This window comes from Halorussus rarus (genome assembly GCF_003369835.1).
GTDB lineage: Archaea > Halobacteriota > Halobacteria > Halobacteriales > Haladaptataceae > Halorussus > Halorussus rarus.
Genome location: NZ_QPMJ01000001.1, coordinates 1,428,824 through 1,445,556, shown reverse-complemented (window position 1 = coordinate 1,445,556; position 16,733 = coordinate 1,428,824). Strand labels below are relative to the sequence as shown.

Below are 16,733 nucleotides of genomic sequence, written 5' to 3'. Positions count from 1 at the left end.
TGATGGCAGCGGGCGGTTCTAGCATCGGCTTAACGCCGCCGGAGTCGCCCGGTCGGGACGGGAGCCCCTTCGGGGTCGGTCCCCGCCTGCGCCGAAGTCGGGCCGCAGGGGTCGAGCGCCCGGAATCTCGGAACGTGCCTTTTATAACGGAGAGCGGACAAGAGGGACGTACGACTATGCCGAGTTCGAACGGACCCTACCACAGCACTCGCGACAAACTCTCGAACAACCCCCGAGAGCGCGGCACCTCTCCGCCCCAGCGCGCCGTCCAGGAGTACGAGGAGGGCCAGAAGGTCCACCTCAAGATCGACCCGAGCGTCGAGAAGGGCCGGTTCCACCCCCGCTTCGGCGGCCAGACCGGCGAGGTCGTCGGCGAGCAGGGCGCCGCCTACAAGGTCAGCATCAACGACCGCGGCAAGCAGAAGACCCTCATCGTCACCCCCGCCCACCTGAAGGCGCAGGAATAGCATGACCATATTCAAGGAGAAGGTCGAGGAGGAGTACCTGACCACGGCGGAGGCCAAGGAACTGCTCGCTGACGTCGAGGAGGAGCGCGCCCTCGACGAGGACCGCGAGATGCGCTACGAGCTGGCCCGCGCCATCGAGCACGTCAACCGGTTCGCCTCGCTCGACGCCGAGGAGTCCCGCGAACTCGTCGAGGAACTGCTCGCCCTCGACAAGGTCGACGAGCCGACGGCGTACAAGATCGCGGACATCCTGCCGAAGGACCGCGACGAACTCCGTGCGGTGTACGCCCAGGAACGGTACACCCTCTCGGGCGACGAGCTCGACGACATCCTCAACGTCGTCGCCAAGTACGACTGAGCGCCACCAACTCTTTAAGTATCTCGTCGGCGTAATCCGTGACAATGAGCGAACAGCAAAGCGGCGAACAGCAGGTGCCGGCGGTCGTGCTGGACTACCTCCCGCACGGCCGGGCCGACGACGAACGGCCACAGCACCAGAAACCGGCGCTGGCCTACGCGCTGGGCATCGAGGACTTCCGGCTGTTCGAGGTCACGCTCGAGGAGGACGTGAGCCTGACCATCACCGACCGGGTGGACGCCGACCGGTCCAACGACCTCGTCGCCAGCGTGCGCGAGATCGAGTACGGCGACCTCTCCGGGGCGGGCCAGTCGGAGCTCGAACACGCCATCCGGGACGTGGTGGAGTCTGACCAGGAGCGGTTCGTCGACTTCTACACCGACGCCCAGCCCATCACCCTGCGACTCCACCAGCTGAACCTGCTGCCCGGCATCGGCAAGAAGCTCCGGAACAACATCCTGGAGCAGCGCAAGCGCAAGCCGTTCGAGAGCTTCGAGGACCTCGAGGAGCGGGTGTCGGGACTCCACAACCCCAAGGAGGTGCTGGTCGAGCGCATCCTCGAGGAGCTCCGGGAGGACGACCTGAAGTACCGGACGTTCGTGCGCGTCGACGAACAGCAGCAGTAGCGCAACTCGGGTAACCGAACCGCCTCCTCTCCGCCAACCCTCTCTGTTTCGACACGTTCTCGCTGACTCGGTGGCTTTACCCGCCTTCGGTCGCTATCCGAGGATAACATGACCGACGCACGCGACCCCGCGGCTTCCTCGCGGGACCCCGACGCCCTGCTCCGGCGGGCGGGCGTCCGCGGCAACCCCGACCGCGACCAGCACTTCCTGGTCGACGACCGCGTCCTCGACCGACTCCCCGAGTACGCGACTGAGGCCGGCTTCGACCTGTCGCACGTCCTCGAGATCGGGCCGGGGACCGGCGCGCTGACCGACCGACTGCTCGCGGTCGCAGACGAGGTGACCGCGGTCGAGCGCGACCCCGACCTCGCGGCCTTCCTCCGCGAGGAGTTCGCCGACGAGATTGCCGCCGGCCGTCTGACCGTGGTCGCGGGCGACGCGCTCGAAGTCGACCTGCCCGAGTTCACCGCATCTATCTCGAATCTCCCGTACGGCGTCTCCAGCGAGATCGCCTTCCGCCTCCTCCCTCGCGGCCGGCCGACCGTGCTGATGTTCCAGAAGGAGTTCGCCGAGCGCATGGCGGCCGCGGCGGGCACCGACGACTACGGCCGGCTGTCGGTGAGCGCCCAGCACTACGCCGACGTCGAGGTGGTCGAGCCGGTGCCGAAGGAGGCGTTCTCGCCGCCGCCGGACGTCGAGAGCGCGGTCGTCCGGACGACGCCCCGGGAGCCCGACTACGAGGTCGACGACGAGGCGTTCTTCCTGGGGTTCGTCAAGGCCGTGTTCACCCAGCGCCGCAAGACCCTCCGGAACGCCATCCGGAACACGGCCCACATCTCGGGGCTCGACGACGCCGACGCCGTGGTGGCGGCCATCGCCGACGGTGAGACCGGACTGGACCCGGACGTGCTGAGCAAGCGCGCCGGGAAGGTCCCGCCCGCCACGTTCGCGGCGCTGGCGGCGGTGGCCGACGAGCACGGCCGGGGAGGTGATGCAGGGTGAGCGGCGGAATCGCCGGGCTCGTCTCGTTCATCGACCGGCTGGCGCGGTTCTCGACCACCGAGTGGCGACTCGCCGTCTCGGCGCTCATCCTGGTGGTCGTGATCGCGGGCGGGGTCGCGGCGACCTACCTTCGGGGGAAGGCCCACGAGCGGTTCCACAGCCACGTCGCCGACGTGATGCTCGCCGGGTCGGTCGGCGCCGTGCTCGTCGGCGCGGCGGTCGCGCTCCTCGTCCTCTGGGGGGTTGCGACCGACGTCGCTACCGCGTGGGAGCAGATCGGCGGCACCCTCGGCGCGGGGTTCCGTTTCCTCCTCGCGCTGGTCGTGCTGGCGAGCGCGTACGTCGTCAACGGCTTCGCCCAGCGCGCCATCGACCGGTTCACCGAGGGTCACGAGACCATCACCGAGCACCAGAGCGAGATCGTCTACCGGGTCTCCCAGCTCACGGTGTGGGTCGCCGCTATCTCGGTCATCCTCGGGATGTGGGAGGTCGACCTCAGCGGCCTCATCGTCGGCGCCGGCTTCCTCGGCATCGTCGTCGGTATGGCCGCCCGCCAGACGCTGGGCGCCCTGCTCGCGGGGTTCGTGCTGATGTTCTCCCGACCGTTCGAGATCGGCGACTGGGTCGAGATCGACGACGAGGAGGGCATCGTGACCGACATCTCGATCGTCAACACCCGCATCCAGACGTTCGCAGGCGAGTACGTGATGATCCCCAACGACATCGTGAGCGGCGAGAAGATCGTCAACAAGAGCCGGAAGGGCCGGCTCCGCAACGAGGTCGAGGTTGGCGTCGACTACGAGGCCGACGTCGAGCGGGCCGCCGGCCTCGCCGAGGAGGCGATGAAGGACTTAGACGAGGTGCTGACGGTGCCGACGCCCCAGGTCGTGCTCAAGGAGTTCGGCGACTCCGCGATCACGCTGGTCCTGCGCTTCTGGATCGACAAGCCGAGCGCCCGCCGGCAGTGGCGGGCCCGCACCGCGGTCATCGAGTCTGTCAAGCGGACGTTCGACCGCGAGGGCGTCAAGATCCCGTTCCCCCAGCGCGAACTCACCGGCCGCGAGGAGTCGGGCGGGTTCCGGCTGTCCGGCGAGTCGCCCGCCCCGGAGCCGACTGCCGACGGCGGCGTGACCGACGAGACGGAGACGGCGGACCGCAGAGCCGGCGAGGTGGACGGCGAGTGACCGACCTGGCCGACCGCCGGGACGTCGAGACGGAGGTGTACCAGCCCGCGGAGGACTCGCGCCTGCTGGCGGAGACCGCGGTCGAGGACCTCCGTGACGACACGCCCGGACTCGCGCTGGAGGTCGGCACCGGGTCGGGGTACGTCGCCGAGCGCGTCGCCGACGAGACCGGCGCGCGGGTCGTGGGGTCCGACGTGAATCCACACGCCTGCGCGCAGGCCCGTGAGCGCGACGTCGAGGCGGTCCGGGCCGACCTGGTCGCGCCGTTCCGGTCGGGGGCCTTCGACGCGGTCCTGTTCAACGCGCCGTACCTGCCGACCGACCCGGACGCGGAGCGCGACGACTGGATGGAGGTCGCGCTCTCCGGCGGCGAGGACGGCCGTGCGGTCGTCGAGCCGTTCCTCGAAACGGTGGGTCGCGTGCTCGCGCCGGACGGCGCGGTCTACCTTTTGGTCAGCAGCCTGACCGGCGTCGCCGAGGTGGTCGCGATGGCCGAGACCGAGGGCTTCTCGGCGGTGGCGCTCCGCGACGAGTCGTTCCCCTTCGAGACGCTGACCGTGCTGAAGCTCGTGCGCTAACTGCTGGTGGCGTTTGTCGGGTTCGGGAGCCGGTGGAGGTCCGCGACCGTGCCGTCGTACTCGACGGTCACGAGCGGGCGTCCGTTCACCGCGACCGCGAACTCCTCGTAGTCGGTCGGCAGACTCGTGCCGAGACTGAGGTCGGTTGCGGCGCAGTCCGTTGTCGATTCGGCCGAGGCGTTCGCTTTCCTCCGGGCGGCCCCGGCACTGTCTGCCGGGACCGTCCGGAGGTCGATCAGGAAACGGCCCGGCGAGACGCGGCTGACGTTCGCCGTTACGGTCCGGTTCCAGTCGTGGACGACAGTAGTTTCCAGCGTCACCGCGAACGATTCGCCGACCGCCACGTCGTGGACCCATCCCGGCTCCGAGTCGACATCGTCGCAAGCACCCACCGACTTCGACAGTGAGAGCCCGGGCGAGTCGAACTCGCGAGCGTCGTCGCTTTCGTCGAGACCGAAACCGACGCCGCCGACCGGCCCGACAATAGCGCCGAGGACAAACGCGACCACGAGGGCGAGCACAGCGGGGACTGGGCGGCTCATGCATCAACTGTCGAACAGAACCGAAAAATACCTTTCTACAATCGATGGGGCCATGTTGTGTGGCACCACACGCCTATGACCGACAGTTATCTCCCAAGAGGAAAATATTAAGCGTCGGCATTCCGTAGACCGGAGCACATGACAGAGCGCGTCGCGACCACACCGGGAGTGTTCCCGCTTCCGGACTGGGCGAAGGCGGACCTGGCGGACCTGAAAGGTCACCAGAAGCACGACCTCATCGACGGCACCGAGGGCGAGGAGATCACCGCGGTCTACGACGAGGCCCGCGAGGAGGTCGTCGACCGGCAGCAAGGCGCGGGGCTCGACCGCGTCGTCGAAGGCCAACTCCGGTGGGACGACATGCTCGCCCATCCGCTCGCGGTCCACGATTCGGTCGAGACCCGCGGCATCGTCCGGTACTACGACAACAACAACTTCTACCGCGACCCTGTCGTGACCGACGAACTCGGGTTCGACGGCGACATCGCGAACGAACTGGAGGCCGTAAACGAGTCCGTGGACGCCGACGAGTTCCAGGCGGTGGTCCCCGGCCCCTACTCGCTGGCCGACCTCGCCACCGACGAGTACTACGGCGACGACGCCGAGTTCCTCGCCGCCGTCGCGGAGTTCCTCGCCGGCGAGGTCGAGGCGTTCCCCGAGGTCGAGACGCTGTTCGTCCTCGAACCGTCGCTGGTCGAGAACCCGCCGGAGGGCGACGAGGGCGAGCGCGCCAGCGAGGCGGTCGACGCCGTCACCACCGCTGCTCCGGCCGACACCGACGTCGTGGTCCAGACCTACTGGGGCGCGCTCGACGAGAAGGTCCACGCCCACCTGCTCGACGCCGACTTCGACGCGCTCGGCTACGACTTCGTGGCGAACCACGAGGACAACCTCTACAACATCAACGAGTACGGCACCAAGGACTCCATCGCGGCCGGCGTCGTCGACGGCCAGAACACGCTGGTCGAGGACCCCGAGCAGATCGCCGAGCGGGCCGACTGGCTCGAGGAGAACACGCCGGCGGCCGACTTCGAGACCGTCTACCTGACGCCGAACACCGAGCTGTTCTACCTGCCGTACTCGACGTTCCGGGAGAAGCTCGCCGCCCTCGGGGAGGCCACCGAGGTCGCGGAGGTGAAAGCATGACCGACACCAGAGATCAGTTCCGACCGACGAACCACCCGGCAGACCACTTCCTGCTGACGACCGTCGTCGGCAGCTACCCAAAGCCCAAGTGGCTCGACCGGGCGCGCGACCTCCACGAAGAGAGCGAGGCGCGAAGCGCCTCGAACGCGAGCGGTGACGAACCGCGAGCGACTGCCGACTTCGACGACGCCGCCTGGCAGGAGGCCACGGACGACGCCGCGCGACTCATCACCGGCGAGCACGAGCGGGCCGGCCTCGACGTCGTCGTCGATGGCGAGATGCGGCGCAACGAGATGGTCGAGTACTTCGCCCACCGCATCGACGGCTACGAGTTCAACGGGCCCGTGAAGGTGTGGGGCCACAACACCTTCGACAAGCCCTCGGTCGTCTCGGACGTCGAGTACGACGAGACGTGGCTCGTCGACGAGTACGAGTTCACCGCGAGCGTCTCCGAGCGCCCGGTCAAGGTGCCCATCACGGGCCCGTACACGCTGGCCAACTGGAGCTTCAACGAGGCCTACGACGACACCGAGTCGCTGGCCAACGATCTGGCGGACCTCGTCAACGAGGAGGTCGAGAAGCTGGTCGAGGCGGGCGCCCGCTACGTCCAGATCGACGAGCCCGCGCTCGCGACCACGCCCGACGACCACGCCATCGTCGGCGACTGCCTCGAGCGCATCGTCGACGGGATCCCGGACGACGTGCGGGTCGGCCTCCACGTCTGCTACGGCGACTACTCCCGCATCTATCCGGAGATCCTGGAGTTCCCGGTCGACGAGTTCGACCTCGAACTCGCCAACGGCGACTACGAGCAGCTCGACGTGTTCAAGGACCCCGCGTTCACCAAGGACCTCGCGCTCGGCGTCGTGGACGCCCACGTCGCGGAGGTCGAGTCGGTCCCCGAGATCAAGGAGAACATCCGGAAGGGCCTGGAGGTCGTCCCGCCCGAGCAGTTGACCGTCAGCCCGGACTGCGGCCTGAAACTGCTCCCGCGCGAGGTGGCCTACGAGAAGATGGCGAACCTCGTCACCGCCGCCCGCGAGGTCGAGCAGGAACTCGACGACGGAGAGATCGACGTCGAGCGGTCGGCCGTGACCGCCGACGACTGACCGATAGGCTTCCCGACGTTGTAGCTGACTGGCGGCGCGCGTCGGCCGTCGCCCGGAACGCCGCGCGCCGCGCTATCGCGGATGCGTCCCGGCCCGGTTCAGCTCACGGAGGGGGTTCGGCCCGTCCTCGCACTTGAATTCTCGCCCGGACCGGGGAGTCACCGTGAACTGACGGAGAACGCGGTTTTCCGGCTCGACGAGCGTCAGAGCGGCAGTGCCGCCCGGACTCGTTCGATGACGCCCGGCGTCCGGGAGTTGCGGTACCGCTCGAACACGGGGTGGAGCGCGTTCAGGAACTCGCGCTTGTTCTCGAAGTGGTCGCGCTCGACCGCGGAGACTGCCTCCGAGAGAGCCACGGTGTGCCCGTCCGCGTCGTACTTGATGCGGGGGTTCGAGAGCGACTCGACGACCTCCGTGCCGGTCGACGGAAAGGAGACGTCCCCGTCGTCGAGGACGGCCGCCACTTCGGCGATGCCGAACTCGATGACGTCGGGACCGTCGTCCGAGTCCGACGGCGGTGGCCTCATGCCCATGGTGGAGGGTTCTGCCTCCCGCAATGAAAAACTCACTACTCGGAATTCCAAGGAGTCGGCCGACGGTCCATCGGATTCCGTGCGAGGACGGGAGAGATAGATACAGGCTTGACGCCGTTCGGACGACGGCCAGAACGCAGACTACCCCCGACGGCATTCCACCGATAGCGATGACCGAGTTCGCCGAACGGGAGACGCCAGACGAGGGCGGCGCGGACCCGATGGACCTCGCACTGGACGTCCCCCACATGGTCGCCGAGATCGCGCCCGACTGGTCGGTCCAGCGAATTCGGCCGACTGAGGAGGGGTCCGACTCGGTCTTCCTCCTGACCGTCGCGACGCCCCGGGGGCGACGGGAGGTCGTTCTGAAGGCGTTCGCGGGCGAGGCCGTCTCCCCGTCCGTGGCCCGCTCCGAACCCCGCGTGCTGGAACTGCTGGCGGCCGAGACCGAGATTCCCGTCCCGGAGGTGATCGGCTCCGTCGACGACCATCCCGACCTCCCTGCGCCATTCTTCGTCGCCGAGCGCCTCCCGGGCGAGAACGGGTCCGGTCGATTCCAGGACTTCTCGACCGACGCGCTGGCCCGCGTCCTCGGCGAGGCCGGCGAGCACCTCGCGCAGCTCCACGAGGTCCGGACGTTCGACCGGTTCGGCCGCATCGGCGTCGAGGACGGCGACCTGGCCGTGGTCGGCGACCAGTTCGCACCGAAGGACGACTGGACCGACTGGCTGCTCGCGGACGTCGAGGACACGCTCGACGGCATCGCCGGCGGTCGGTTCGACGACCTCGTGGGCCCGCTCTGGGAGTACGTCCGGGAGGCGGTTCCGGCGCTCGACGCGCCCGACGAGGGCGTGTTCGTCCACTGGGACTACCGCCTCGGAAATCTACTGCTCGACCCCGAGACGGGTGAGGAGACGGGCGTGCTCGACTGGGCGGGCCTCGTCGCCGGCGACCCTGTGTACAACCTCGCCACGGTCGAGGACCACAATATCAACTGGCAGACCCGCGACGTCGTGCTCCGGCGGCGGCTCCGCGAGCGGTTCCGCGCGGCGTACGACGCGAGTCGCTCGGGCGACCGGCTCGCGGACTTCCGGAAGCGCAAGCGCGTCTACCACCTTTGCAATCGGCTGAACGCGATGGCCTGCCTGCCCGACTGGTACTCCGACGGGGCGCTCCGGGACGAGCGGGCGGCCGAACACAGGATGTTCGTCCGCGACTACATCGACTGACGGGCCGGTCGACCGGAGATGCGACGACCGATCGACGCCCTCCGGACTGGGTCGAAGGGACAGGCCTATAACGGACCTTCACCTTCCCCCGCCCGTGTCCCGGACGCTCATTATCTCGGACGTCCACGCGAACGCGACCGCTCTCGAAGCCGTCCTCGCCGCCGAACCCGACCGCGACGCCGTCGTCTTCCTGGGCGACGCCGTCGACAACGGTCCGCACCCGAACGCGGTCTGCTCCACCCTCCGGGACCTCGACCCCGCCGCGAGCGTGCACGGCAACCACGACCGGACCGTGCTCGCGGCCGAACCGCCCGCCGCGACCAGCGACGACCCCTTCGCGGCGTGGCAGGCCTGGAGCCGCCGCCGGCTCCCGCCGGACGACCGTTCGTTCCTGGAGGCGCTACCCCGCACGGCGACGGTCTCGCTCGCCGGTCGCCGGCTCCGCCTCCACCACGGCGACTTCCCGCGGCCGGAGGCCTACGACGGGTCGTGGCGAACCCGCGCGACGCCGGAGGACGACCCGGCGCTGTTCGAGCGCGTCGCGGCCCGGTACGACGAAGACGTCGTGGTCCACGGCCATTCGCACTTCCCGTTCGTGGATTCGGTGTCGGGGACGACGTTCGTGAACCCTGGAAGCGTGGGGCTCCAGCGCGAGGGCTGGCCGGCGGACCGCGCGCGCTACGCGGTGCTGGACGACGGGGCGTTCGACCTCCGGTCGGTCCGGTACGACGCGGGCGCGGTGGCGACCGATTCGCGGGCGCTCGACAGCCCGTTCGCCGACATCTGGGGCCGGGCTGCTCCCGGCGCCCGGAGCGACTGACCGGGTCGCTCGGCCGAACTGTTCCGGTCGCTCGGCGTGGTGACCTGACACGCGTCCGAGGGACCGATGCCTTTCTTAACTGTCCATCACCTACTAGTAGGCATGACAGGCGTACGAGTCGCAGGGGTCGGCCTCACGCACTTCGGCCAGCATCCCGAGCGGACGGGGCGGGACCTGTTCGCGGACGCGAGCGCGCGGGCGTTCGCCGACGCGGGCGTGCCCCGCGAGGACGTGGCGCAGCTGAACTACGGCAACTTCATGGGCGAGATCGGCGAGCACCAGGGCCACCAGGGCCCGCTGATGGCCGAGGCGGCCGGCCTGAACGCCCCCGCAACGCGCTACGAGAGCGCGTGCGCGTCCTCGGGCGTCGCGCTCCGCGAGGCGGTCAAGGACGTCCGGAACGGCGAGGCCGACGCGGTGCTCGTCGGCGGCGCCGAGCGCATGACCAACCTCGGCACCGCGGGCACGACCGAGGCGCTCGCCATCGCGGCCGACGACCTCTACGAGGTCCGGGCTGGCATGACCTTCCCCGCGGCCTACGCCCTGATGGCCCGGGCGTACTTCGACCGGTACGGCGGCGGCAAGGAGGACCTGGCCGCCATCGCGGTCAAGAACCACGACAACGCGCTCGACAACGAGTTCGCCCAGTTCCAGAAGGCCATCACTGTCGAGGACGCGCTCGACGCCCAGATGATCGCCGAACCCCTCGGGCTCTACGACGCCTGCCCCATCACCGACGGGGCGAGCGCCGCAGTCCTCGTCAGCGACGAGTACGCAGAGGAGCACGGCCTCGATGCGCCGGTCTCTATCACCGGCATGGGCCAGGGCGGCGACAAGATGGCGCTCCAGGACCGCCAGTACCTCGCGCGGACGCCAGCGGCCGAGCGCGCCGCCGAGGAGGCCTACGCCGACGCCGGCGTCGGCCCGGCGGACGTCGCGGTCGCCGAGGTCCACGACTGCTTCACCATCGCGGAGGTGCTCGCGCTGGAGGCGCTGGACTTCTACGCGCCCGGCGAGGGAATCGGCGCGGCGGCCCGCGGCGAGACGACCCGTGACGGCGACCGGCCGGTCAACCTCTCGGGCGGCCTGAAGGCCAAGGGTCACCCGGTCGGCGCGACCGGGACCAGCCAGGTCGTCGAGATGACCCGCCTGCTCCGGGGCGACCACCCCAACAGCGACGCCGTGCCGGGCGACGTCGGCGTCACGCACAACGCGGGCGGCACTGTCGCGAGCACCACGGTTCACGTGCTGGAGGTGGAAGAATGAACGACGAAACCGGCGGCGGGGCCGAACGCGTCCGCGACGAGGGGTACGACGACTTCCTCGACGCCGTCGAGTCGGGCGAGGGGTTCTACCTGGAGTGCCCCGAGGGTCACGGGTCGCTCCCGCCCCGGCGGGTCTGCCCGCACTGCGGCGCGACCGACCTCGAAGAGGTCCCGCTACCCGAGACCGGCGAGATCGAGACCCACACCACGGTCCACGTCGCCGCGCCCTCGTTCGCCGAGGACGCGCCCTACGTCACGGCGGTCGCGGACTTCGGCGGCGTCCGACTGACCGGCCAGGTCCGCGGTGTCGACCCCGAGGACGTCGCAGTCGGCACCGAGGTCACCGCCGAGGTCGCCGAGACCGAGACTTCGGGCGAGCGCGTGCTGGTCCTGCGGACCTGCTGAGCCCTCGCCGAAACTCTCGTAAGGAGTCCGCTACCGCCCGGCCTCTCAGGTCTCCGCGCCGGGTTCGGTCTCCATCTCCTCCTCGGTCAGTTCGTCGAGCAGCACGTCGAGGAACGGCCCCGGGTGCTCGGCGTGTGGGAGCAGTTTGGCGTCGTCGAACACCACCAGCTTGGTGTCCGCCTTCTCGGCCAGTTCCTCGCCATCCTCCAGCGGCGAGACCGTCGCGTCCCGTCCCCAGACGATGGTGACCGGGACGTCGGTTCGGGCCAGTTCGTCCCCGAGGTCCACGTCGGGATCGAGGTACCCCGAGACGAACGAGGCGGGCGCGAACCGCGCGCCGGGCTGGTGGCTGGTCTGCCACTGGTAGTCGACGTCCCGCTCGGTGTAGGATGCCTCGGTCGAGTACGCCTCGCGGTTGTCGAAGAAGTGGAGCGACCGCTTGCTGGTCAGGAGGTTGAACAGCGCCTGGCCGACCACGGGCGACCGGAACAGCGACCGGAGCCAGGTCCGGCGCGGGCCGGTGTCGGCGGTCGGCGCGACGAGGACCAGCCGCGAGAACGCGTGGGACTGCTGCTGGGCCAGCGCGGCGTACGCGCCCGACAGCGACGTCGCCACGCAGGCGGCGTCCTCGGTCAGGTCCTCGGCGAAGTCGGTGACGAAGGCGGTGTAAAGCGCCGCCGAGTAGGTCAGCGGCGGCCGGTCCGACCGCCCGAACCCGGGCAGGTCGGGCGCGATCACGTGGTATGTCTTCGCGAGCTGGTCGAATATCTGGTCGAACTCCTTGCTCGACGCGGCGGCGTGGACCCCGTGCAGCAGGAGCACGTCCGGGTCGTCCGGGTCGCCCGCCTCGGTGTAGGCCACGTCGAACCCTCGCCAGCGGTAGGTCCGCTGGTCGCCCTCCAGCGCGGACTGGAGGTCGTTCGCCTTCCACGACAGCAGTCGGTTCCCGAGTACTGCGGCTCCCAGTCCGCCCGCCGCGCCGGCCAACACTCTGCGTAGCTTCATACCTGAATACTCACCGTCAGGTAAGTTAGCCGTTGTGCCGGCGAGGCAGCTCTACTCCTCGAGCACGCCGAGTTGCTCGTACAGGAACGCCCACCGGTCGAGTCGCTCCCGGACCGCCATCGAGGTCGGCTTGCCCGTCCCGTGGCCCGTCTCGGTCTCGGTCCGGAGAAGGATCGGCTCGTCGCCGGCGTTCGTGGCCTGCAGCCGGGCGGTCATCTTCCGGGCGTGGGCCGGGTGAACGCGGGTGTCGCCTTCGGCGGTCTTGAACAGCACCGCCGGATACTCGCGCTCGGCGACGTTGTGGTACGGCGAGTACGCCCGGAGGTACTCGAACGCCTCTGGGTCCTCCGGAGACCCGTACTCGCCGGTCCACGACTCGCCGAGCAGGAACTCGTGGAACCGCAGCATGTCGAGCAGCGGGACCGCGCAGAACGCCGCGCCGAACAGGTCCGGACGCTGAGTGATGGCCGCGCCGACCAGCAGGCCGCCGTTCGACCCGCCTGCCGCGGCGAGTCGCTCCGGCCGGGTGTAGTCGGCCTCGACCAGCCCCTCGGCGACCGCGTGGAAGTCGTCGAAGACGTTCTGCTTGTTCTTGCGCATCCCCGCCCGGTGCCACTCCTCGCCGTACTCCGACCCGCCCCGGAGGTTGGCCTGGACGAAGACGCCGCCGTCCTCCAGGAAGGCGGTCCGGAACCGGTCGTACCCGGGCGTGAGACTGACCCTGAAGCCGCCGTAGCCGTAGAGGACGGTCGGATTTTCGCCGTCGCGGTCGAGCCCCTCGCGGTGGACGACGAACGCCGGCACCTCGGTCCCGTCGGCCGACTCGAAGAACCGCTGGTCGACGACGAGGTCGACGTCGGTGTCGGGCTCGCGTTCGTGCACGACGGTCGTCTCCCCGGTCGTCGCGTCGCCGCGCGCGACCCACGGCGGTCGGTCGAACGTCTGGGCGCGGGCGAAGAACTCCGCTGCGTCGGGGTGACCGGTCAGGCCTCCGACGGCGGCGTACTCCGGGAGGGCGACCTCGTGGCGGTGGCTCCCGTCGCGGTCGCGGATCGAGAGCGTCGAGTGGGCGTCGCGCTGGCGGTGGACGACCAGCGCGTCGCCCGCGACCGCGAAGTCCGCGAGGGTCGCCTCGGACTCGGGGACTACCTCGCGGAGGTCGTCGGGGTCGACCTCGGTGGCGTTCGGCTCGACGGCGACGATGCGGGAGTTGGGCGCGTCGTAGTCCGTCGTCAGGTAGACCGTACCGTCGTCGACCTCGGGCCGGAACGAGGCGTCGACGTCGGCCACGAGGCGGACGAGTTCGCCGTCGGCGGGGTCGGCCCCCGCGAACTCCCACCGGAACACGTCGGAGTGGGTCCACCCCTGGTGGTAGGCGACCACGAGGGTCTCGCCGGCGAGTTCGAGCTGGGGCCAGACGTGCTCGCCCACGTCGTCGGTCAGCACGGGGTCGGCCGACGCCTCGCGCTCGCCCGCGCCGAGGTCGTGGTACCGTATCGCCTTGTCGAGCTGGGTGCCCTCGTCCGCGGATCCGGTGGTGACGTAGTAGAATCCGGCGTCGGTCCACGCCATCCCTCGCGGGCCGGCCCGACCGCAGTTCCGGACCGCGTCGACGGTCTCCCCGGTCTCGGCGTCGAGGACGGTCACGTCGTAGTTCTCCTCGCCGCCCTCCGCGACGCCGTAGGCGACCAGCGACCCGTCGGGCGACGGGTGGTACCAGTCAAGAGACTCGCCCCTGTCCCACTCGTTGGGGTCGGCGAGGACGGTCGGCGCACCGTCGAGGTCGGTCCGGACGACGAGTCGCGCCCGGTCGACTTCGGCCTCCCGGACGCGCTGGAAGTACCGGTCGCCGCGGGCCGTCACGACGCCGTAGTCCGGCACCTCCGCGCGCGCCTCGAATCGGGGTTCGAGGTCGTCGCGGGCGCCGTCGTGGAGGAACCGGTCTGCGTACTCGTTCTGGCGGTCGACCCACTCCCGGACCTCATCGGTGTCGTCCTCCAGCCAGCGGTAGGGGTCGCGTAGCTCCTCGCCGTGCAGTTCCTCGACGACTTCGCGGCGCTCGGTGGCGGGCGGCTCCGGCATACCGCCGTCTTGTCAGGCAGACGTACTCAACCTTCCGGGACCGACCCGCACGCTGTCGGGGCTCGCGACCGGTACTCCCGCGCAGTCGGCTTCGCAAACGAATTAACCCCCGGTCCGGAATCCTCCTGCATGGTCGTTTCGAGCGCTCCGGGCAAGGTCTACCTGTTCGGGGAACACGCGGTCGTCTACGGCGAACCGGCGGTGCCCTGCGCCATCGAGCGCCGGGCGCGGGTCACCGTCGAGGAGCGCGACGACGACCGCATCCGGGTCCACGCCGAGGACCTGAGCATCAACGGGTTCACGGTCGAGTACGGCGACGGCGCCGACGACGCGCCCGACGTGGACGTCGCGGAGTCGCTGGTCCAGGCGGGCATCGGCTACATCGACGCGGCGGTCGAGCAGGCCCGCGACGCCGCCGACGCATCCGACGCTGGCTTCGACGTCACTGTCGAGAGCGCGATTCCGCTGGGCGCGGGACTGGGTTCGTCCGCGGCGGTGACGGTGGCCGGCATCGACGCCGGAACCCGCGAACTGGGCGTCGAACTCCCAGTCGAGGAGATCGCCGACCGGGCCTACCGGGCCGAACTGGAGGTGCAGAACGGCGAGGCCTCGCGGGCCGACACCTTCTGCTCGGCGACGGGCGGCGCGGTCCGGGTCGAGGGCGACGACTGTCGAGCCATCGAGGCTCCGGAACTCCCCTTCGTCATCGGCTTCGACGGCGGCGCGGGCGACACGGGTCAGCTCGTCGCGGGCGTCCGGGCGCTCCGCGAGGAGTACGACTTCGCGGCCGACACCGTCGAGAGCATCGGCGACATCGTCCGCTACGGCGAGGAGGTGCTCGCCGAGGGGGACCTGGCCGGACTCGGCGAACTCATGAACTTCAACCACGGGCTGCTCGAAGCCCTCGGCGTCTCCTCGCGGTCGCTGGACCAGATGGTCTGGGCGGCCCGCGACGCGGGTGCGCTCGGCGCCAAGCTCACCGGCGCGGGCGGCGGCGGCTGCATCGTCGCGCTCGACCCGACCGACGCGACCGAGACCGCGCTGGAGTACACCCAGGGATGCGAGACCGCGTTCCGTGCCGGGCTCGACACCGACGGCGTGCGCGTGGAGGCCGAGTAGATGAGCGAGACCACCGTCCTCAAGCTCGGCGGGAGCGTCATCACCGACAAGGACCGCGCCGAGGCGCTGGACGGGCCGGCGCTCGACCGGGCCGCCGACGCCGTCGCCGACGCGCTCGCCGGGGGTGACATCTCGGAGCTCGTCGTCGTCCACGGCGGCGGGAGCTTCGGCCACCACCGCGCCAGCGAGCACGGCGTCTCGAAGACCGACGGCTCGGACGACGCCGCGGCGGCGGTCGAGATTCACGGCGCGATGAAGACGCTCAACGACTTCGTACTCGCGCGCCTCCACGACCGCGACGTCCCAGCGGTGCCGGTCCACCCCTTCTCGGCGGCCCGCCGGGACCGCGACGCGAACCTGACGCTCACGACCGAACAGGTCGAGACGATGCTCGGCGAGGGGTTCGTCCCGGTGCTCCACGGCGACGTGGTGGCCCACGAAAGCGAGGGCGTGACCATCCTCAGCGGCGACGAGGTTGTCACGGCCGTCGCCGACGGCATCGACGCCGACCGCGTGGGGTTCTGCTCGACGGTCCCAGGGGTACTCGACGACGACGAGGACGTGATTCCGGAGATCCGGTCGTTCGACGAGGTGGCCGAGTACCTCGGCGGGAGCGACGCGACCGACGTGACCGGCGGGATGGCCGGAAAGGTCCGGGCGCTGCTGTCGCTCGGCGCGCCCGCGACCGTCTTCGGGCCCGCCGACCTCGAAGCGTTCCTCGCGGGCGAAAATCCGGGGACGCGAATCGACGGGCGATAGGTTCGGTTCGGCGGTTGCTCCCCGTTTACGGTGTTCTGGCGCAGCCCTCTCGGGGTAGCCGGACTGGCGGTCCCCGGCCCCGGCGCCGGGCGACCGCGCGGAGCGTCCGTGGCGAGTTCGTCCCGGTTTCGTATTTAAACGTTGGCCTACGGCGGTCCCGAATGGCCTAGCGGCCGAGACGGTCCCGTTTCGGCCGAGCGGAACACCGGTATCAGGCCGTTTGATTCCCGTTCTCTGTGTGCTGTATCGGAGATCTGGTCGCGGCAGTCGACGCACCCCGTCGGCCAAAACATTCATCTTGCGCTCGAACCGGGCCAATCCCGGCAGTTTTTATTACCGGGGAGTCTAAACGCCTCATAGACCCGTAGCTCGGGAAACGTGGCCGGACGCCACCGGGTTGTCCCGTCGACGGCTGCAAGACGCCGCGGACCAGGGACCGCTCGCCCGAGCAGGTTTACGTGCGTACGGACGCCACGTTGCGCGGCTTCGCCGCGAAACACCGTG

Annotated in this window: 18 protein-coding genes; 14 read left to right on the top strand and 4 right to left on the bottom strand. The window is 69.9% G+C overall.

The window, feature by feature from the left end; translation table 11 throughout:
* The first annotated feature begins 176 nt into the window (after positions 1–176).
* The 6 genes from DVR07_RS06920 to DVR07_RS06895 all read left to right on the top strand — a co-directional run bounded on the left by DVR07_RS06920 (position 177) and on the right by DVR07_RS06895 (position 4,215).
* Positions 177–467 (top strand): 50S ribosomal protein L21e, encoded by a 291-nt coding sequence (locus DVR07_RS06920; protein WP_115796003.1) that lies wholly within the window; start codon positions 177–179, stop codon positions 465–467.
* 1 nt (position 468) lies between these two features.
* Positions 469–825: an RNA polymerase Rpb4 family protein gene (locus DVR07_RS06915; RefSeq protein WP_115796002.1), complete on the top strand. Its 357-nt coding sequence runs from the start codon at positions 469–471 to the stop codon at positions 823–825.
* Between the two features lie 44 nt (positions 826–869).
* Positions 870–1,451, top strand: coding sequence for a DUF655 domain-containing protein (locus DVR07_RS06910; RefSeq protein WP_115796001.1), 582 nt, complete (start codon positions 870–872; stop codon positions 1,449–1,451).
* Between the two features lie 108 nt (positions 1,452–1,559).
* Positions 1,560–2,453, top strand: coding sequence for a 16S ribosomal RNA methyltransferase A (locus tag DVR07_RS06905; RefSeq protein WP_115796000.1), 894 nt, complete (start codon positions 1,560–1,562; stop codon positions 2,451–2,453).
* Positions 2,450–3,637, top strand: coding sequence for a mechanosensitive ion channel family protein (locus tag DVR07_RS06900; protein ID WP_240318858.1), 1,188 nt, complete (start codon positions 2,450–2,452; stop codon positions 3,635–3,637). The genes DVR07_RS06905 and DVR07_RS06900 overlap by 4 nt, the downstream gene beginning before the upstream one ends.
* Positions 3,634–4,215: a HemK2/MTQ2 family protein methyltransferase gene (locus DVR07_RS06895; RefSeq protein WP_115795999.1), complete on the top strand. Its 582-nt coding sequence runs from the start codon at positions 3,634–3,636 to the stop codon at positions 4,213–4,215. The genes DVR07_RS06900 and DVR07_RS06895 overlap by 4 nt, the downstream gene beginning before the upstream one ends.
* Here DVR07_RS06895 and DVR07_RS06890 read toward each other — a convergent pair.
* Positions 4,212–4,757 carry a hypothetical protein gene (locus DVR07_RS06890; protein ID WP_162829466.1) on the bottom strand — a complete coding sequence of 182 codons (546 nt, stop codon included), beginning with the start codon at positions 4,755–4,757 and terminating at the stop codon, positions 4,212–4,214. The two genes, DVR07_RS06895 and DVR07_RS06890, sit on opposite strands and share 4 nt — an antisense overlap.
* A 138-nt stretch (positions 4,758–4,895) precedes the next feature.
* On the opposite strand from DVR07_RS06890, the gene DVR07_RS06885 reads away from it, so the two are divergent.
* Positions 4,896–5,903: a 5-methyltetrahydropteroyltriglutamate--homocysteine methyltransferase gene (locus tag DVR07_RS06885; protein ID WP_115795997.1), complete on the top strand. Its 1,008-nt coding sequence runs from the start codon at positions 4,896–4,898 to the stop codon at positions 5,901–5,903.
* Complete coding sequence (locus tag DVR07_RS06880; RefSeq protein WP_115795996.1) at positions 5,900–7,012, top strand: methionine synthase; 1,113 nt, start codon at positions 5,900–5,902, stop codon at positions 7,010–7,012. The genes DVR07_RS06885 and DVR07_RS06880 overlap by 4 nt, the downstream gene beginning before the upstream one ends.
* 203 nt (positions 7,013–7,215) lie before the next feature.
* Here DVR07_RS06880 and DVR07_RS06875 read toward each other — a convergent pair whose 3' ends face one another.
* The gene (locus DVR07_RS06875) at positions 7,216–7,545 is read right to left on the bottom strand and encodes a hypothetical protein (protein ID WP_115795995.1); all 330 of its coding nucleotides are present in this window, start codon (positions 7,543–7,545) and stop codon (positions 7,216–7,218) included.
* Positions 7,546–7,715: 170 nt separating this feature from the next.
* Between DVR07_RS06875 and DVR07_RS06870 the strand changes: the two genes are divergently transcribed.
* The 4 genes from DVR07_RS06870 (at position 7,716) to DVR07_RS06855 (ending at position 11,264) form a co-directional block, all read left to right on the top strand.
* Positions 7,716–8,774: a phosphotransferase family protein gene (locus DVR07_RS06870; RefSeq protein WP_162829465.1), complete on the top strand. Its 1,059-nt coding sequence runs from the start codon at positions 7,716–7,718 to the stop codon at positions 8,772–8,774.
* A 94-nt stretch (positions 8,775–8,868) separates the two neighbouring features.
* Positions 8,869–9,594, top strand: coding sequence for a metallophosphoesterase family protein (locus tag DVR07_RS06865; protein WP_162829464.1), 726 nt, complete (start codon positions 8,869–8,871; stop codon positions 9,592–9,594).
* A gap of 102 nt (positions 9,595–9,696) precedes the next feature.
* The gene (locus DVR07_RS06860; protein WP_115795992.1) at positions 9,697–10,860 is read left to right on the top strand and encodes a thiolase C-terminal domain-containing protein; all 1,164 of its coding nucleotides are present in this window, start codon (positions 9,697–9,699) and stop codon (positions 10,858–10,860) included.
* A complete protein-coding gene (locus tag DVR07_RS06855; RefSeq protein ID WP_115795991.1) occupies positions 10,857–11,264 on the top strand; it encodes a Zn-ribbon domain-containing OB-fold protein in 408 nt (135 codons plus the stop codon). Before DVR07_RS06860 ends, DVR07_RS06855 begins: the two co-directional genes overlap by 4 nt.
* 45 nt (positions 11,265–11,309) lie before the next feature.
* On the opposite strand, the gene DVR07_RS06850 is transcribed toward DVR07_RS06855, so the two are convergent.
* Together DVR07_RS06850 and DVR07_RS06845 are read right to left on the bottom strand one after the other, a co-directional pair.
* Entirely contained in the window at positions 11,310–12,269 is a 960-nt protein-coding gene (locus DVR07_RS06850) for an alpha/beta fold hydrolase (protein WP_115795990.1), read from the bottom strand.
* Positions 12,270–12,320: 51 nt separating this feature from the next.
* Complete coding sequence (locus DVR07_RS06845; protein ID WP_115795989.1) at positions 12,321–14,351, bottom strand: prolyl oligopeptidase family serine peptidase; 2,031 nt, start codon at positions 14,349–14,351, stop codon at positions 12,321–12,323.
* Between the two features lie 129 nt (positions 14,352–14,480).
* On the opposite strand from DVR07_RS06845, the gene mvk reads away from it, so the two are divergent.
* The gene (gene mvk, locus DVR07_RS06840; RefSeq protein WP_115795988.1) at positions 14,481–15,470 is read left to right on the top strand and encodes a mevalonate kinase; all 990 of its coding nucleotides are present in this window, start codon (positions 14,481–14,483) and stop codon (positions 15,468–15,470) included.
* A complete protein-coding gene (locus tag DVR07_RS06835) occupies positions 15,471–16,229 on the top strand; it encodes an isopentenyl phosphate kinase (RefSeq protein ID WP_115795987.1) in 759 nt (252 codons plus the stop codon).
* The last annotated feature ends 504 nt before the right edge of the window (positions 16,230–16,733 follow it).